The 15899-nt window shown below is 71.2% G+C and carries 13 protein-coding genes and 1 pseudogene; 7 read left to right on the top strand and 7 right to left on the bottom strand.

Annotation, left to right across the window (positions count from 1 at the left end; all coding sequences use genetic code 11):
* Nucleotides 1–48 precede the first annotated feature (48 nt).
* From ABZS64_RS23495 to ABZS64_RS23470, 6 genes and pseudogenes are all read right to left on the bottom strand, one after another.
* On the bottom strand, nucleotides 49–444 hold the full coding sequence (locus ABZS64_RS23495; protein WP_355832896.1) for a DUF1992 domain-containing protein: 396 nt from the start codon (nucleotides 442–444) through the stop codon (nucleotides 49–51).
* 23 nt (nucleotides 445–467) lie between these two features.
* A complete protein-coding gene (locus tag ABZS64_RS23490; RefSeq protein ID WP_355832893.1) occupies nucleotides 468–1625 on the bottom strand; it encodes a lipase family protein in 1158 nt (385 codons plus the stop codon).
* Nucleotides 1626–1751: 126 nt separating this feature from the next.
* Nucleotides 1752–2051, bottom strand: a pseudogene (locus tag ABZS64_RS23485) (AraC family transcriptional regulator ligand-binding domain-containing protein); the annotation flags it as partial.
* Nucleotides 2052–2121: 70 nt separating this feature from the next.
* Nucleotides 2122–4992 (bottom strand): poly(A) polymerase, encoded by a 2871-nt coding sequence (locus ABZS64_RS23480; protein WP_355832890.1) that lies wholly within the window; start codon nucleotides 4990–4992, stop codon nucleotides 2122–2124.
* Nucleotides 4992–6698 (bottom strand): RNA ligase family protein, encoded by a 1707-nt coding sequence (locus ABZS64_RS23475; protein ID WP_355832888.1) that lies wholly within the window; start codon nucleotides 6696–6698, stop codon nucleotides 4992–4994. Before ABZS64_RS23475 ends, ABZS64_RS23480 begins: the two co-directional genes overlap by 1 nt.
* 160 nt (nucleotides 6699–6858) lie before the next feature.
* Nucleotides 6859–7062 (bottom strand): cold-shock protein, encoded by a 204-nt coding sequence (locus ABZS64_RS23470; protein ID WP_017948713.1) that lies wholly within the window; start codon nucleotides 7060–7062, stop codon nucleotides 6859–6861.
* Nucleotides 7063–7344: 282 nt separating this feature from the next.
* On the opposite strand from ABZS64_RS23470, the gene ABZS64_RS23465 reads away from it, so the two are divergent.
* Complete coding sequence (locus ABZS64_RS23465) at nucleotides 7345–8220, top strand: menaquinone biosynthesis protein (protein WP_355832884.1); 876 nt, start codon at nucleotides 7345–7347, stop codon at nucleotides 8218–8220.
* A gap of 13 nt (nucleotides 8221–8233) precedes the next feature.
* On the opposite strand, the gene ABZS64_RS23460 is transcribed toward ABZS64_RS23465, so the two are convergent.
* Entirely contained in the window at nucleotides 8234–9292 is a 1059-nt protein-coding gene (locus tag ABZS64_RS23460; RefSeq protein WP_355832881.1) for an alpha/beta hydrolase-fold protein, read from the bottom strand.
* Between the two features lie 194 nt (nucleotides 9293–9486).
* On the opposite strand from ABZS64_RS23460, the gene ABZS64_RS23455 reads away from it, so the two are divergent.
* The 6 genes from ABZS64_RS23455 (at nucleotide 9487) to ABZS64_RS23430 (ending at nucleotide 15877) form a co-directional block, all read left to right on the top strand.
* Complete coding sequence (locus tag ABZS64_RS23455) at nucleotides 9487–11106, top strand: protein kinase (protein WP_355832878.1); 1620 nt, start codon at nucleotides 9487–9489, stop codon at nucleotides 11104–11106.
* A 92-nt stretch (nucleotides 11107–11198) separates the two neighbouring features.
* On the top strand, nucleotides 11199–12398 hold the full coding sequence (mqnC, locus tag ABZS64_RS23450; RefSeq protein WP_355832875.1) for a cyclic dehypoxanthinyl futalosine synthase: 1200 nt from the start codon (nucleotides 11199–11201) through the stop codon (nucleotides 12396–12398).
* 7 nt (nucleotides 12399–12405) lie between these two features.
* Complete coding sequence (locus ABZS64_RS23445; protein WP_355832872.1) at nucleotides 12406–12981, top strand: hypothetical protein; 576 nt, start codon at nucleotides 12406–12408, stop codon at nucleotides 12979–12981.
* Nucleotides 12982–13035: 54 nt separating this feature from the next.
* Complete coding sequence (locus ABZS64_RS23440) at nucleotides 13036–14346, top strand: hypothetical protein (protein WP_355832869.1); 1311 nt, start codon at nucleotides 13036–13038, stop codon at nucleotides 14344–14346.
* 299 nt (nucleotides 14347–14645) lie between these two features.
* Nucleotides 14646–15260, top strand: a complete 615-nt coding sequence (locus ABZS64_RS23435) for a hypothetical protein (RefSeq protein WP_355832866.1) — start codon at nucleotides 14646–14648, stop codon at nucleotides 15258–15260.
* Complete coding sequence (locus tag ABZS64_RS23430; RefSeq protein ID WP_355832864.1) at nucleotides 15257–15877, top strand: hypothetical protein; 621 nt, start codon at nucleotides 15257–15259, stop codon at nucleotides 15875–15877. Before ABZS64_RS23435 ends, ABZS64_RS23430 begins: the two co-directional genes overlap by 4 nt.
* Nucleotides 15878–15899: the final 22 nt, after the last annotated feature.

The raw sequence follows: 15899 nt of genomic DNA, 5'->3' as shown, positions 1-15899 counted from the left end.
CTCAAACGCCGGCGGGGCTGGATGTGCGGCCGAGCCGCACATCCAGCGTTAACGCGCAGCGCGCCATTCGGCTACGACCGCCTCGACGTCGAACGGGTGAATACCCAGCGGCGGACCCGCCGGCGGCCTGCGGATCGCCGCTTCGATCTTCTCGTTGACCTCGGTCAGAATGCGCCGCACCTGGGATTCCGTCGCCGCCCGCCCCGCCGCCTCCCGTGCGTCCTCCGCCTCTTTGCGCAGCGCCAGCGTCGGCGGCAGGACGGAAACGCCCTCGCGGTGCATCTTGCCCTTGACCCACCACAGTTCGTCGTACGGAGCCGTCTCGTCGGGGAGGGGCTTGCCGAAGCCCGGCAGATCCTTGAAGTCTCCGCGCTCCGAGGCGTCCCGTATCTGCTTGTCGACCCACGACTCGAAGCTGACGCCCGGCGGTTTCCGCTCAGTCATGCCTCCAGCGTACGGCGGCCGCCTCAGCAGTTGCCGCCCGTGGGCTTCCCCGCGAACCGGTCCGCGAGCCAGTTGGCGGCCGGGACCGACTCGGTGATCACGCCGCTGACGTGTTCGCCGATCGGGATCGTCTTCCACTGGACGGTCGCGCCTGCGGCGCACCACTGCGACCGGACTTTCTTGCCCTCCGCATACGGAATCAGCTCGTCGCCCAGCGCGTGGTACAGGTACACCGGTCGGTCCGGCGCGTGCGTGCCGACGGACGATTCGCGCAGGCGCTGCTGCCAGTCCGGCTGGTCGAGGGGGTTCCTGACCGTGAGGTCGGAGATCTTCTTGAACGAGCCGACCGTCGAGTCGATCGCCACGCAGTTCTTCCTGAAGAAGTCGACGAGTGCCTTACCCGCGGGGTTGAGGTAGGAGTCCAGGTTCAGCTCGGGGAAGGCCGCGTTCTGGCCCGCGGCGGCCATGAAGATCAGGCCCGAGCCGTAGGAGCCGTTGTTGAAGTCGGCGACCTTCATCAGATCGCCGGGGACGCCGCCGGTCGCGGTGCCCTTCACCTTCAGTTCCGGTGCGTACGAGTCGTGCAGCTCGGCCGCCCAGCTCGATGCCTGGCCGCCCTGCGAGTAGCCCATGATGCCGACCGGCGAGTCCGGTGAAAGACCGGCCGCCGGGAGCCGGATCGCCGCGCGGGCGGCGTCGAGCATGGACTGCCCGGCCGAGCGGCCCACGGTGTAGGTGTGGTCGCCGGGGGTGCCGAGCCCTTCGTAGTCGGTGACGGCGACGGCCCAGCCGCGCAGGGTGAGCTGCTGGATGAGATTGGCTTCGAAGGTGGTGCCGTACGGGAATCCGGAACTCGGAGCGCAGCTGTCGCCCAGGCCGACCGTCCCGACGGCGTAGGTGATCAGCGGCCGCGGCCCGGTGCGGCCGTCCTGGGGGACGATGACGGTGCCGGAGACGACGTTCGGGGTCCCCTTGGCGGTGGTGGAGCGGTATTCGATGCGCCAGGCCTTGGTGTTGGTGGGCTGGCCGGGCAGGGGATGGAAGGCGCTCGGCGCCGAGCCGACGATGTCGCCGGGGCGACCTGCCGAGGGCTCGGACGTGCCGTCGGCGGAGGCTGTGGGGGTGGCTGCCGAGAGGGCGAGTGCTGCCAGGACGGCGAGCACCCGGGTACGTACGTGCATTGCGGCTCTCCCAACGGTCCAGTGGTGCTGGGCAGTTGGGGAGAAGGTAGTGACCGGTGAGTAAGTTCCGTCCTGACCGGGAAGCTCAGCTTCACTGACTTCGGGTCAACTCGCGTCGGCCCGCCTGATCCCGCGCTCGATCGCCGCGCCCAGATCGCGGCAGCCCAGCGAGGCGTAGCACATCATCGCGAAGGTGCCGGGGCGGCTGGGCGCGGAGCCGAGGCCCAGGAACTCGTCGTCGGTGGCCCGGTACAGCGCACGGAACAGCAGAGCGAACTGGGCGCGCGTCACGCGGGCGCGGTCGTCGCCCAGCAGGAGCGGGGGAATGCCGGCGGTCCGGAGGAGGGGGACGGTGTCGAGGCCACGCCGTTCGGCGCCGCGCAGCACGGCCCGCACATGGTGCACGGTGATCGTCCGCTTGCCCATAGTCATCGACGGTAGCGGTACGGGTACCATCCGGCGCTGCGGAGCACGACGAGTCTGAGCACTGCAACGGTCAGCGCAGGGTCGGCACCACACCGCACTCCGCCCACGCGACGCCGACCCCGCGCAGGCCCCGGACCCACCCTTCCGCGATCTGGGCCAGCCGGGCCGCGTCCGGCGGCGTACGGCCGAGGCCGATCGCGTACCGCGCCAACGCCGGGCCCGTCTCGCACGGGCGTGGCCAGGCGTGCGCATCCGCCGCCCCCGCGTCCTCCAGGGCGGTGAGCAGCGCGCGAAGGTGGCCCCGGACGCGGCCGAGGGTCTCCTCGAACTCCTCGGCAGGGCCCGGGCGTACGGTCACGATCGCCCAGGCCGCGTGCCGCCGGTGCAGGGGCGGCGGTGACAGCAGCTCGGGCCAGGGGTCGGAGCCGGTCTCCGCGGCCGTCTCCAGGACGGTCCAGGCCCGGTAGAGCTCGTCGGTGAGCAGGTTCCGGAAGCCGGTGCCGACCTGTGCGGTGCAGCTGCGGACCGGCGCCGTGGGGGTCATGACGGTCACCGCTGCGTGCGGTCCCGCAACGGCAGTTGCGAGGCCCACCGGTTCACGCCAGTCCCAGGCGGCCCAGGTGCCGAAGAATTCACCGAGCAGGTCCTCGTCGGCGGAGCCCGTGGCCTCGCGTGTCGTACGGGCCGCGAGCACCGACCAGGCCAGGCCCGGCAGTCCACCGAAGGGGGCCGCGTCCAGGCCGCGCGCCCTCGCCCAGGCCTTCACCTGCCTGGCGAGCCGGGCGAACGCTTCAGGGTCGGCTCGGTCGGCGCCGGCCTCGGCCCGTACCGCGTCCGCGTCGCTCACCGCACTCAGCGCGATCGCGGCCGCCTCGCCCAACTCGGCCCGGCGAGCGACCGCTTCGGCCGGAGCGATCGCTCCGGTCGCGACCACGACCAGGTCCACGTCGAGATCACCGGCGCGCAGTCGCAGGCCAGGGACCCGGGCGCCGGTCACCTCCCGTACCCGGGTGGCGTCCGGCAGCCCGGCGGTCACCCGCGCCCGGACGTCAGCCATGTCGACGGCGCCCGGCAGTGCCGCGACCAGGTCCAGGTCCGCGCCCGCCAGTTCGCAGCCCATGCGGCGCGATCCGACGGTGTGGACGACTCCTTCGCCCAGGGCCTCGGAGATGCGCTGCACGGCCCGGTCCGCGAGCGGCTCGGCGATGACGGCTCCGGGGGACGTGGGGGACTTGGGTGACTTGGGTGACTCGGTGGCTTCGGCCGACTCGGACAGCCACCGCACCTCACCCGTCCCCAGCGCGATCGTGGCCCGCGGCCGCATCGGCTCGTCGCCCCGGCGGGAGAGCAGTACCAGCTCCCCCACTCGTGCCGACATGCCGTCGAGCAGGTCGGCGCAGTGGGCGGCGAGCTGGTGCGGATCGCGGGTACGGCCCAGCGAGAGGTGCGGGGTGAAGCCGCGGGCGCGGCCCCCGCAGAGCGGGAAACGCTGCTCCAGCGCACGGCGCAGTTCTGCCCATGGCGTCGCGTCGGCGGCAGCCGGGTCGAGCCAGACCGTGGCGTCCTCCCGGTGACCGAAGGTGTGCACACCCTCCAGCCGGGCGGTGAACGCCGCGGTCTCCGCCGCTGCTTCGGCCAGCAGCGGGGCCGCCCGCTCGAAGTCGGACTCCGGCACGAAACCGAAGAGCAGATTGACGTGCGGCGGCCAGCGGTGGATCTGCCGGTCGTGTTCCTGGCGGATGTGCTGGATCGACGGCCACAGCTCCCGGGGCGGGATCCATGCCACCGCCGTGCGTGCCGTCGGCGCGACGGCGAGGACGTCGGCGGGCTCGGTCCCGCCGACGGTCAGGTCTGCTTCCACTCCGTAATGATCCGATATGTACAGCCCGTCCGGTGTAGGCGCGTCGCCGCGCAGGTACACCCGGTTCGCCCGCAGCGGCCCCTCCCGAAGGAAGATCCGGTCCAGCCGGGATGCCCGGCCGGACAGTGAGGACACCGCGGCCAGCGGATTGACGCCGGGATCGAAGGTGGGGGTCCGGTCGCCGGGCCCGTGCACCTCGGTCCAGGCGTCCCGCAGCCCCAGCGCGAGAGCCGGTCCGTCGCTGCCGTCGTTGAAGTCGCCGAGCAGGATCAGCTCGCCGTCCACGCCGCCGAGTCCCTCGGCGAGGCTGGTCAGTTCGGCATCCCGCCGGGCGGCGCCGTCGTCGGAGTGGTCGCTGCTCAGATGGGTCGCCGCCACCACGAGCGGGCCGGAGCCGCTCTCCACGGTGATGGCGGTGACGGCCTTGTGCGGTCCGAATTCGTGCCGTCCCGCCTCCCGTACGGGCAGTCGGCTGAGCAGCAGCAGACCGCTGTCGTCGACGTCCTTGCCGCCCGGGTCGGTGCCCAGGGTGTAGCCCGCGCGGACCCACGACGCCTGCAACAGCTGGGCGAGCAGCCCGGTTTCGACCTCCTGAAGGGCGATGACGTCCGCGTCCGCCTCCTCCAGGGCCGCGAGCAGCAGCGGCCTGCGCCGGGCGGTGTCGATGCGGTCGCTGTCGTACCGGTCCCACAGCGTGTTCCACGTCAGTACGCGCAGACTCGCCCTCGGCGGCACGGGTGCCGGGGATGTACCGTCCGCGGGCCGCCACCCCTCAGCCGGGTCCCATACGTGGGGCGTTGCGGGCGTGAAGAACGGCGCGCGCAGGAGGCGCGGGTCCCGCGCCCGGCCCGCGTCGGAGCTGCCGAGACGGTCCACACCGGTGGCGCGGTCCCAGACCAGCTCGCCGTCCGCCTCGAAGAACAGCACCCGGTGCCACGGGATGTCGCCCCCGGGTACGAAGGCGGGCAGCGGGACGCGCTTGGGGGCGGCACCGCGCTGGTTGATCCCCAGCACGAATCGGGCCGGGTCGAACCGCGGGTCCCAGCGCACCCGGTGATAGATCTCGTCGCTGGTACGCATCACGCCACCGTGCCTTCGGTGTCCTCGACGGTTCCGCCCGGCCCGATGTACCAGGTGCGATGTGCCTGGCCCGGGTAGGGCGGGACGAACCGGTGCAGCTGCGAGGTGAGCACGTCCGGCGGCACTGGATGCGGCCGCACAGCGTTGCGCCGGACATGTTCCTCCTCGTCGACCAGCACCACCGCGTGCGTGGTCAGCGCATCGCGACGGTGCGCGACCGCGTGCACCAGGGAACGCTGGTGCGGGTTGAGGGATGTGGCGTCCCACACCACGGTCCCGCCGCCGGCGAGCGCGGAGTCGAGCCGGTCGAGGCCCCTGCGGAGCACGTCCCCGTTGGCGCGCTGGTCCGCGCGCGAGCCGCGCTCCTCGCGCAGCTCGTCGAGGGATACGTACGCATCGACTCCGTTCAGGCCGCGAGCGAACGTGCTCTTCCCACTGCCCGAAGGACCGACCAGGTGGATCAGCCTGGGGAAGTCGCCGGTCCGCCACCGCCAGGTCGCAGCGACGGCCTCCTCGGCGGTCCGGATCCGCCCCTGCGCATACGCTTCCCGCGCCTCGGCCCAACAGCGGTCGGCGGGCTCGGTGTCCAGGCCGGTGAACGCCTCCCGCAATCCCTCCGGCACCTCCGCCCCGCCCAGCAGTCCGGCGTCCTCGGCGTACAGCGCGGACCAGTCGACCTGCTCGCGCGCCGCGGTGTCCGTCGCCACCGCTCCGGCAACGGCGTGCAGCACGCCCAGGTCTGCTGCGAACGACATCCGTACAAGACCGGTCCGGCGGTCCTCGTCGGGACAGGGCCGGTGCAGGTTCGGGTGCAGCCCGACCAGGTCGCCGACCTGCCGCGCGAGCGGCATGCCCAGCGGGGCCACCAGCCGGCCGGCGAGCGGGCCCCGGCGCGTGCCGTGCAGCAGCGCGGCCAGTACGCCCGCCAGCCGGGCGTCCCCGGACCGCTCCAGCGCATCGAGCCTCGCGGACACATCGGCGACTGCCGCTCCCGCGGCGGCCGGGTTTCCGGGAGCCACGCCCAGCGCGGCCGCCAGGGACTCCGCATCGGGCGCCGCCCCCGAACGCACCGCCCACAGCGCGGCGTTCGGGCTCAGCCCGTTCTCCACGACCGCGGCGTGCATCCAGTGCGTATCGGTCTGTACGTGGCCGCCGCGTACCCACTTGGCCACCCGCTGCCCGAACTCCTCCGGGCCGAACCCCTCGACGGTTCGAACGACGTAGCCCTCCTGACGGGAGGTGTCCAGCCGCAGCGCCCGCAGCGCGCGCTCGTCGAAGGCGCCCCGCCACAGCACCCGCGGCACGGGAACGCCCAACTGCCGCAGGAAACGGACCGTTCGGTCCCAGTCCAGGCAGCGACGGTGGTCGTCCCAGACCGAGAATCCGTAGAACCAGCTCTCCAGGTCCTCGTACGCGATCGAGTGCCGCGCGTAGAGGTTCTCGCCGCACACCCTCCACCCCTGCGGGATCTCCGCGCCGATCCGCCCCTGAAGAGCCTTCACCCAGGCCCGCGAGGGATGGTGCGCCGAATCCAGCGAGCGGGCGTGCAGCCCGTCGGCATAGAGGGTGGTGTTCTCGCCGTCGAGCTTCTCGGTGACCACGACCTCACGGCCGCGCAGCCCCCACAGTTCACCGGCACGAACGTCGTCCGGCGCCGCCCCTGGTGACCACGGGAGATGCGGCGTACGGGGGTAGTGAACACGCATGACCGCTCTCCGTGACGACATCGGGTCAGGTCACTGTAGGAGGCGGGGCGAGAACGTCTCCATCGAATACTTCCGAGGCTTCAAAAGGCAGGAGCCCCGGTCCATGCGGAACGGGGCTCCTTGGTACTGCAAGTCGTGCGCGATCGCCGACCCTGGCTGACTAGGCCGGGGTGACGTTCTCCGCCTGCGGGCCCTTCGGGCCCTGAGTGACGTCGAAGTTCACGACCTGGTTCTCCTCGAGGGAGCGGAAGCCGGTCGCGTTGATCGCGGAGTAGTGGACGAAGACATCCGGGCCGCCGCCGTCCTGGGCGATGAAGCCGAAGCCCTTTTCAGCGTTGAACCACTTGACGGTTCCGGTAGCCATAAGCCCTCCTTGGGCCAAAGGGTTGCCCTGCTCCAGAACCTGCAAGAAGTCTGAAAACTACAAAAGCCTGCGGGTTACATGCTCCGCAGGCTCTGTACTGCAAGGGAAACCAAACTGCAACTTGCGTTGAGCCTAGCACGCAGCGTGTGCGCAGCGGTAGGGGGAAAGATCACGTCACCCGGAGGTTTGAAGGGATCATGATTCGATGACGAATCGCAGCTCGGGAGGGGCGCGCACCGCCCCGGCGCGGTCGCCCGCGAGCCACAGGTCTAGCCTCGCGATGTGGACAGTCTTGGAGAAAGCACAGCTACCGACCACCGTCGCAGCCGGCCCCGCGTCGGCCACATCCAGTTCCTGAACTGTCTCCCCCTGTACTGGGGGCTGGCCCGTACCGGAACTCTCCTCGATCTTGAGCTGACGAAGGACACCCCGGAGAAGCTCAGCGAGCAGTTGGTGCGCGGCGATCTCGATATCGCGCCGGTCACCCTCGTCGAATTCCTGCGCAATGCCGATCAGCTCGTCGCCTTTCCCGATCTCGCGGTCGGCTGCGACGGCCCTGTCATGTCCTGCGTGATCGTGTCCCAGGTTCCGCTGGAGCGGCTGGACGGTGCGAGGGTCGCGCTCGGCTCCACCTCGCGTACGTCGGTGCGGCTGGCGCAGCTGCTCCTGGGCGAGCAGTACAAGGTGGCGCCCGACTACTACACCTGCCCGCCCGACCTCGGCCTGATGATGCAGGAGGCGGAGGCGGCCGTGCTGATCGGGGACGCCGCGCTCCGTGCCTCGCTGCACGACGCTCCCCGGCTCGGCCTCCAGGTCCACGATCTGGGGCTGATGTGGAAGGAGTGGACCGGGCTGCCCTTCGTCTTCGCGGTGTGGGCTGCGCGCAAGGACTATCTGGCGCGCGAGCCCCTCGTCGTCCAGAAGGTGCACGAGGCCTTCCTCGCCTCGCGGGACGTATCGCTGGAGGAAGTCGCCAAGGTCGCCGAGCAGGCGGCGCGCTGGGAGACCTTCGACGCGGCGCTGCTCGAGCGGTACTTCACGACGCTGGACTTCCGCTTCGGGCCCGAGCAACTCGCGGGCGTACGGGAATTCGCGCGCCGGACCGGACCGACGACCGGGTTCCCGGCGGACGTACGCGTGGAGCTGCTCGGCCAGTGACGGCGGGAGCCGCTCAGGAGGTGGGTATGGGGGCCTGCATGTGCTCGCTGATCCACTGGATGGATCCGTCCCCCATGCCCTTCACGTAGGTCTTGGCGTTGTGTTCGCCGTCCTGGATGAGCTGGAGGCGGCTCTTGACCGGGCCCTTGCAGTAGTCGTGGACGAAGCGCTTGAGGCTGTTCACCCCGCGCTCCTTGGTGCCTATCTGGAAGGCCAGATAGACGTCGTTGTCCTTGGAGTCGGGCTTGGCGGCCAGAGCCTTGGCGAGCTTCTCCGGGTTGTTGGCCTGCCGCTGCGTCTCGTGGCCCGCCCACAGCGGCGAGTCCGGGACGGTGTCGGGACCGGAGGCGATCACGGCCTTGAACTTGTCCGGGCGCTGGAGCACCGACTTCAGGCCGACGAACGCGCCGGACGATGAGCCCATGAAGGCCCAGCCGTCACGGGACTTGAAGGTACGGAAGTTGGCCTTCACGAAGTCGGGGACGTCCTCCGTCATCCAGGTGCCCATCTTCGGCTGCCCCGGTATGTCACTGCCGTCGTAGTAGTACTTGGCGTCCGGGTTGAGCACCGGCATGACCACGATGAAGGGCAGGCTCTTGCCCTCCTTCGACCACTTGCTGATGCTGCTCTGCAGCTTGAGGTCGGTGCCCATCCAGTAGTTCTTGGGGTAGCCGTTGCCGCCGGGCAGCGCGATCAGCACGGGGAAACCGCTGCCCGCGTACTTGGGGTCGAAGTACTCCTTGGGGGCCCAGACCCACACCTTGCCCTCGAAGCCCGACTTCTTGCCCACCAGCCTGGTGACGCCGATCTTGGTGCCGTCGTCGAGGCTGTTCTGCGTGGTGAACGAGGCCTTCGGACCGGTGGGCATCAGCGTCTTCGCGGCGGCTTCGTCGGCCGCCTTGTCGCCCGTGTCCTGGGCGCCGCCGCCCTGCCGGACGGGGGCCGCGGCGGTGGGGCCGTCGAAGGTGAGCGGCTCGCCCTCCTCCCACCAGCCTGCGCCGAGCGCATAAGAGCCGAGCGCGACAGAGCCGAGGGCGACGACGGCTATGAGGGCTTTGGGCAGGCGTTTCATGAACGGACTCCGAGGGTTCTGGCCGAGGCGTTGCGGCACAGGCGGCTTTCGGACAAGCGGTGTGATTTACGTACGGAGAGATGACGGGATGCCCGGTTCGGTTGGCTGCCGGGCGGCGGGAATCCTCGTGATGCCGGACACGGCGGGCCCTACGCTGAAGGGCCAGAGCAGACAGGGCAATCGGGGGAGTACAGATGCAGCCGCTGGATCCGGGCGAGCCGCAGAGCATCGGGGCGTACCGGCTGCTCGGCCGGCTCGGGGCGGGCGGAATGGGCCGCGTCTATCTCGGGCGCAGCGCAGGCGGCCGCACCGTCGCGGTGAAGGTCGTCCATCCGCACTTCGCGCTCGACGAGGAGTTCCGGGCACGCTTCCGGCGTGAGGTGGAGGCGGCGCGGCGGGTCGGCGGCGAGTGGACCGCGCCCGTCCTCGACGCCGACCCGGAGGCGACCGTGCCCTGGGTGGCGACGGGTTACGTGGCCGGTCCCGCGCTGTCGCAGGCGGTCGCCGAGCACGGACCGCTGCCCTCGCCTTCGGTACGGGTGCTGGGCGCGGGCCTCGCGGAGGCGCTGGCGGCCGTGCACCGTCTTGAACTGGTGCACCGGGATGTGAAGCCGTCCAATGTGCTGCTCACGCTGGACGGCCCGCGGCTGATCGACTTCGGGATCGCCCGCGCCACCGACGGCACCGCCTCGCTCACCTCCACCGGGGTCTCGGTCGGCTCGCCCGGCTACATGTCGCCGGAGCAGATCCTCGGCAAGGGCATCACAGGCGCGGCCGACGTCTTCTCGCTGGGCGCGGTGCTCGCGTACGCGGCGACGGGCGCGGCGCCCTTCCCGGGCGACTCGTCGGCCGCGCTGCTCTACAAGGTGGTGCACGAAGAGCCCGAACTGGGTTCCCTGGAGGGCGACTTGCGGGAGCTGGTCGCCGACTGCCTGGCCAAGGACCCGGCAGCGCGGCCCGCGCCCGCGCAGATCGCGAGCCGGCTGGCCCCGGGCGGGGCGGTCTCGCTGGTCGGCGCGGGCTGGCTGCCGGGCCCGCTGGTCGAGCAGGTCAGCCGGTCGGCGGTGAGCCTGCTGAACCTGGAGCCGGCACAGGCGGATCCGGCGGTGTCGGGGCCGGTCGCGTTCAGCAGCCCGGCGATCGGGACGTTCGGACCGCCGGTCGAGCCGCCGCAGGACATGGGGCCCGTGGCTGCGCCGGCGGCGCCCCAGGACGCGTCGCCGAGCCCACAGGAGAGCCTGCCCGCACGCGGCCGCCGGAAGGTCAGCTGCACGGTGACGCTGACGGTGGCCGCGGCGCTGGCTGCGGTCACGATCGGCGCCGGATTCGTGCTCGACCTGTGGCCGGGCGCGGGCGCCGACAAGACCAACGACTCGGCGGGCGGCCCGCCGAGCGCGAGCAGCCCGGCGGCGTCCGAGGGCACCGCGTCGTCCGAGCCGGGCGAGAAGGTGAAAGAGGTACCGAAGGCCTTCATCGGCACCTGGGAGGGGACGTTCAAGGTCAGTTTTGCGGGCAGCGAGCTGGAGGCCGGGACATTCTCGGTCGCCATCCGCGCGGGGAAGACGGGTGCGAAGTTCGCCACGGTCAGCCAGTTCGACGCGCTCGGGAACCTCTCCTGCGAGGACAGTCTCGTGCTGCGCGGCGGGAGCCCGAAGGAACTGGTCGCCGACGGAAAGTCGAGCGGCAAACCGGGCAACAAGTGCACCTCAGGCACGCACACGGTGAAGCTGCGACTGGACGGAGCCCGTGTCCAATACACCTCGCACGAGCCGCGGGCGGGCGACCCGCGCGCCACGCTGGAGCGTAAGGGCTGACCCGCCGACCGCGCCCGCGAGTCGCCGAAGCGGCTGGCGTAGGCTGGATCGGCCCGCAGATGCTCTGAAACACCGCCGAAAGGTGACACCCGGTGACCGAGAAGGCCGACCTTCAGTCCGTGCTGGACCGTGCTGCCGAGGGTGGGCGGATCACGCCCGAAGAGGCGCTCGACCTCTACCGCTCCGCACCGCTGCACGCACTCGGCGCGGCGGCGGACGCCGTGCGCAAGCGGCGTTACGCCGGTACGGAGCACATCGCGACGTACATCATCGAGCGCAACATCAACTACACCAACGTGTGCGTGACGGCCTGCAAGTTCTGCGCCTTCTACGCCCCGCCCAAGGACACCGCCAAGGGGTGGACGCGCGACCTCGAGGACATCCTGCGGCGCTGCGCCGAGACCGTCGAGCTCGGCGGCACCCAGATCATGTTCCAGGGCGGGCACCACCCGGACTTCGGCGTCGAGTACTACGAGCAGCACTTCGCCGCGATCAAGAAGGAGTTCCCGCAGCTGGTCATCCACTCGCTGGGAGCCTCCGAGGTCGAGCACATGGCGCGGATCTCCGGCGTCCCGGTGGAGGAGGCGATCTCCCGTATTCACGCGGCCGGTCTCGACTCCTTCGCGGGCGCGGGCGCCGAGCTGCTGCCCGAGCGGCCGCGCAAGGCGATCGCCCCGCTCAAGGAGAGCGGCGAGCGGTGGCTGGAGATCATGGAGATCGCGCACGGTCTGGGCGTCGAGTCGACGTCGACGATGCTGATGGGCACCGGCGAGACCAACGCCGAGCGGATCGAGCACCTACGGATGATCCGCGACGTGCAGGACCGGACGGGCGGTTTCCGGGCCTTCATCCCGTACACGTACCAGCCCGAGAACAACCACCTCAAGGGCCAGACGCAGGCGACGCTCTTCGAGTACCTGCGGATGATCGCGATCGCGCGCCTCTTCCTCGACAACGTCGCCCACATCCAGGGCTCGTGGCTGACCACGGGCAAGGAGGTCGGCCAGCTGTCGCTGCACTACGGCGCGGACGACCTTGGCTCGATCATGCTGGAGGAGAACGTGGTCTCCTCGGCGGGCGCCAAGCACCGCTCGAACCGGCTGGAGATCATCGACCTGATCCGCAAGGCGGGCCGGGTCCCGGCGCAGCGGACGACGACGTACGAGCACATCCTTGTGCACGACGACCCGGCGAACGACCCGGTCGACGAGCGCGTGGCCTCCCACATCTCGTCGACGGCGATCGAGGGCGGTACGGCGCATCCCGAGCTGAAGCTGCTCAGCACCAACTGAGCCTTCCGTGCTGACACTTCACCGGGCCCGCGGGGTACGGCTCGCCGCCGACGCCCCGCGCGCCATGGAGACCGACCTCGGGCACGGCGTCGTCGTCGAGGGGTCGCGTTTCGCCGCGATCGGGCCGTACGAGGAGCTGTTCGCGGCGTACGGCGACCGGGCCAGGGTCCGGGAGTGGGACGGGATCCTCAGCCCCGGGCGCTACGAACCGGACGCCGTCGCCCTGTTGGAGTCCGCGTACTGGCCCGACCCGCGTGAGGCCGACGAGCTGGGCACCGAGCCGCTCACCGGGGAGGCGCTGGCCGCGCTCGGGATGACCGGCACCCGGTGGGGCGCGAGCGCCCGGCGCGGGGTGCAGCACCTGCTGGCGGCCGGGACCACCGTGCTCGCGGGTCCCTTCACCCGTCCCACGGTCCGGGCGGCCGTCGAGCGCTCCGGCATCCGGTACTACCCGGTGGCGCCCCCGAAGCCCTGGCCCAGGGTCCTGGTCAAGTCCGGTGTCGCCGACTTTGCGGTTTTCGCGGAGGACGGCCGCTGTCTGGTCACCGCCCTCGATGGACGCCTGGTGTTCCGGCGAGCGTAAGTTTGGGCCCGCAAGCGGATGAGAGGGCTCCAAGTGGCGTATGCGATACGGGTCGTGGGTGCGGCCATCCTCGTCGGCGTCCTTGCCGGAGGCACCGCGAGCAGGGCCGCAGCCGCACAGGCCGCCACCGAACCGCCGCCCACCCGCGCCGACATCGCCGCCGACGCCCTGCGCAAAGACCCCGTCTATCTCAGCCCGCACCTCGACGAGGGCGCGATCGGTCCGCGGGACTCCGAGCGCATACGCACCGCCGCCCGGGAGCTGAAGGCCGCGGGCATCCCCGTGTACGTCTCGGTCAGCCCGGTCTGGGAGGGCGACGGCAGCGGCAAGTACGGCATCGCCTATCTCGCCCTGCTGCACGACCGGCTGCGCAAGGACGGCGCGTACGTCCATGTCGACCAGAGCGGACGGGCCCGGCTGCGGGCGTACGGAGTGAGCCCCGCCGGCGACGTCACCAGCGTCGAGAACCGGCTGCGCGGCTGGAGCGACGACGGCACCGTCTCGCTCGGCGACATCACCGTCGCCGCGCTGAACGGGCTGCGTACCGGCCAAGTACCGGGCGGGCACGGGTACACGACCGGCGACGACATGGCCTACCGCGCACCCGAGTACCGCGCGGAGAAGGCCGCACTCGCCGTCGGGAGCGCGGGCGCGGTGGTCGTGGCGCTGCTCGGACTGCTGCACCGGTTCACTGATCTGCCGCTGTGGCCCCGGCGCAGACGGTCCGTCGCCGAGACCCCGGCCGTGGACTGGCGGTCCGCGCCCGAACTCCCCGACCTGACGTACCGCACGCTGTACGAGCTGGCCGAGCGCCGCCGCGACGCACTCGGGGCGGCCCTGATGACGGCGCGTGCGGCCGGGCTTGCCGTGGAGGGTTCCATTGCCGCGGTCGCCTGGGACCTCGCGGACGATCTGGTGATCTGCTGCATCCCCGGCGACTTCGAGACCGAGGACGCGGAGGGGCTGGAGGTCGTCGAGGCCATCGATCTGCCCGATGTCGTCGCCGCGATCGAGATCAGCCGGATGGGGATGCGGGCGCTGGCGGCGCTGCGCGACGGGGTGCCGTTCGACCTCCAACCGCCTTGTTTCCACAACCCGTTGCACGAGCGGGGGACCGTGCGCCGGGCAGACGTCACGCTCTGCGCCGATTGTGCCGAGCACGGCCCGGATCCGCTGCTCGTGCGGTCCGGGGACAGGACGGCGCCGTACTACGAGTCGGACGACGTCAACGCGGTGTGGAAGACGACCGGTTACGGGGCCGCCACGCCCGACTGGGACGCGGAACGGCTCCTCGCGGTCTTCGCCACCTGGGTCGACTCGGACTCGGACTCCGACTCCGAGTCCGACGAGGAGGACGACGCATGAGGCGAGTGGCGGGGATTGTGCTCGTCGCCGGCGCACTGCTCGGGCTAGGGGGTGTTCTTTGGATCAGGCCGGATCAGGGAGCGGGTCTGGCGATGGGGGCACCTCCCGTGCCAAGGGCTACGGGGGAGCATCGCAAGGCGGAGGAAGGAGCCGACGCGGAGCGTCGGCGACTGACGACAACGCAGCGAGGTGCCGTGCCAGGGCACGCGAGCCCGGCAAGATCCGAAAGACACCCCCTAGGGGCGGCCGCTCCGTACGACCCTGTCGAGCGCGCAGCCGGGACGCTGCGGGAGCGGCCGGTGTATGTCGACCCGGATGTCGGCCAACTCCTCACGGCCGAGGACCGCAAGAAGATCGAGGATGGGCTGAAGAAGCTGAAGGCCCCGGTGTACGTGGCCGCCATGCCCGGCGTGCCGCAGGGGTACATCAACGACGCGCGGATCCGCGCGCTGGCGAAGCAGACCGGCAGGAACGGCGCGTACATCCTGGTCATGGAGGACGGCTGCTTCGGCGTCAACACCCAGACGCTGGGGAAGAAGAAGCCCCTGGAGATCCCACAGCAGTGCGAGCGCGACAGCGCCAGAATCCGCGATCTGGCGCTGGAGTACGCACGGGCCACCGACCGCCTCCCGGACAGGCCGCCCGGGAAGCTCACCGGCGCGACGACCTGGGACGGTCCGGCCGACGACCCCTCGGACGACCAGACCGCGAGCGGGCATCCCGACGACCGGCTCTCCGGCGACGACTGGGCGAAGATCGTGACCGCTCTGATCCCCGGCGCCCTGGTCGGCGGATATGTCCTGCGGCCGGTCGTCCTGCTGCTCGTCCGTCTCGTACGCCGAAGGCCCACCCCGACCCGTGCGGTCCGCCGGGCCGGGGCCGCGCTCGACGACCGCCTTGAGGGGGTCCGGTGAGACTGCTGCTCGTACCGGCACTGGCCGCGTCCCTCCTCGGGACGCCCGTCACGGCGCAGCAGCCGCCCGACCGCGCCAGGGCCATCGCCGACCGGCTCGCCCGCGATCCGCTCTATGTCGACCCGGCCGGATCCGCGCAGCTCAAGGCCCCCGTACAGGCACAGCTCCGCAAGCGGCTCGGCACGTCCAAGGTGCCGATCTATGTCGTGGTCACGCCCAGCAACCACCACGGCAGCGACCCGTACGAGGGCGACCCGGAGGTCCTGCTTGCCTTCGTCCACGACCGGCTGCGGCGCGACGGCGTGTATGTGACCGCCGACGAGGACGGCGACGATCTGGTCGCCCAGGAGTACGGCGTCGAGCGGGACGCGGAGACGGCCGCGCTGCTCGGTGAGTACGGCGACCCGCTGCGGGTCTCGCTGCCCCGCTTCGTGGACGCGGTCGCCACCGGCACCGCCGAGGAGCGGTACGAGAAGGAGAACGGCTGGGACGACGAGGGCGAGGACGGCGGGTCCGGGCTCTCCGGGCTGTCCAGGTGGACCTGCCTCGCCGGACTCGGCGCCCTGCTTCTGGCGGGCCTCGGCTACATGGCGTACCTCCTGCGCAAGGGCAGCTGACCCCGCCTGCTTGAATGGGGTG

Origin of the sequence: Streptomyces sp. NPDC005408 (genome assembly GCF_040606445.1) — a bacterium.
Taxonomy (GTDB): Bacteria; Actinomycetota; Actinomycetes; order Streptomycetales; family Streptomycetaceae; genus Streptomyces.
This window is presented reverse-complemented; position numbering and strand designations above follow the sequence as displayed.

Excerpts from the sequence above, each read along its gene's own strand:
- ABZS64_RS23460 (WP_355832881.1), bottom strand. The coding sequence starts at position 9,292 with ATGAAACGCCTGCCCAAAGCCCTCATAGCCGTCGTCGCCCTCGGCTCT.
- ABZS64_RS23455 (WP_355832878.1), top strand. The coding sequence starts at position 9,487 with ATGCAGCCGCTGGATCCGGGCGAGCCGCAGAGCATCGGGGCGTACCGG.
- ABZS64_RS23495 (WP_355832896.1), bottom strand. The coding sequence starts at position 444 with ATGACTGAGCGGAAACCGCCGGGCGTCAGCTTCGAGTCGTGGGTCGAC.
- ABZS64_RS23490 (WP_355832893.1), bottom strand. The coding sequence starts at position 1,625 with ATGCACGTACGTACCCGGGTGCTCGCCGTCCTGGCAGCACTCGCCCTC.
- ABZS64_RS23470 (WP_017948713.1), bottom strand. The coding sequence starts at position 7,062 with ATGGCTACCGGAACCGTCAAGTGGTTCAACGCTGAAAAGGGCTTCGGC.
- ABZS64_RS23475 (WP_355832888.1), bottom strand. The coding sequence starts at position 6,698 with ATGCGTGTTCACTACCCCCGTACGCCGCATCTCCCGTGGTCACCAGGG.
- ABZS64_RS23480 (WP_355832890.1), bottom strand. The coding sequence starts at position 4,992 with ATGCGTACCAGCGACGAGATCTATCACCGGGTGCGCTGGGACCCGCGG.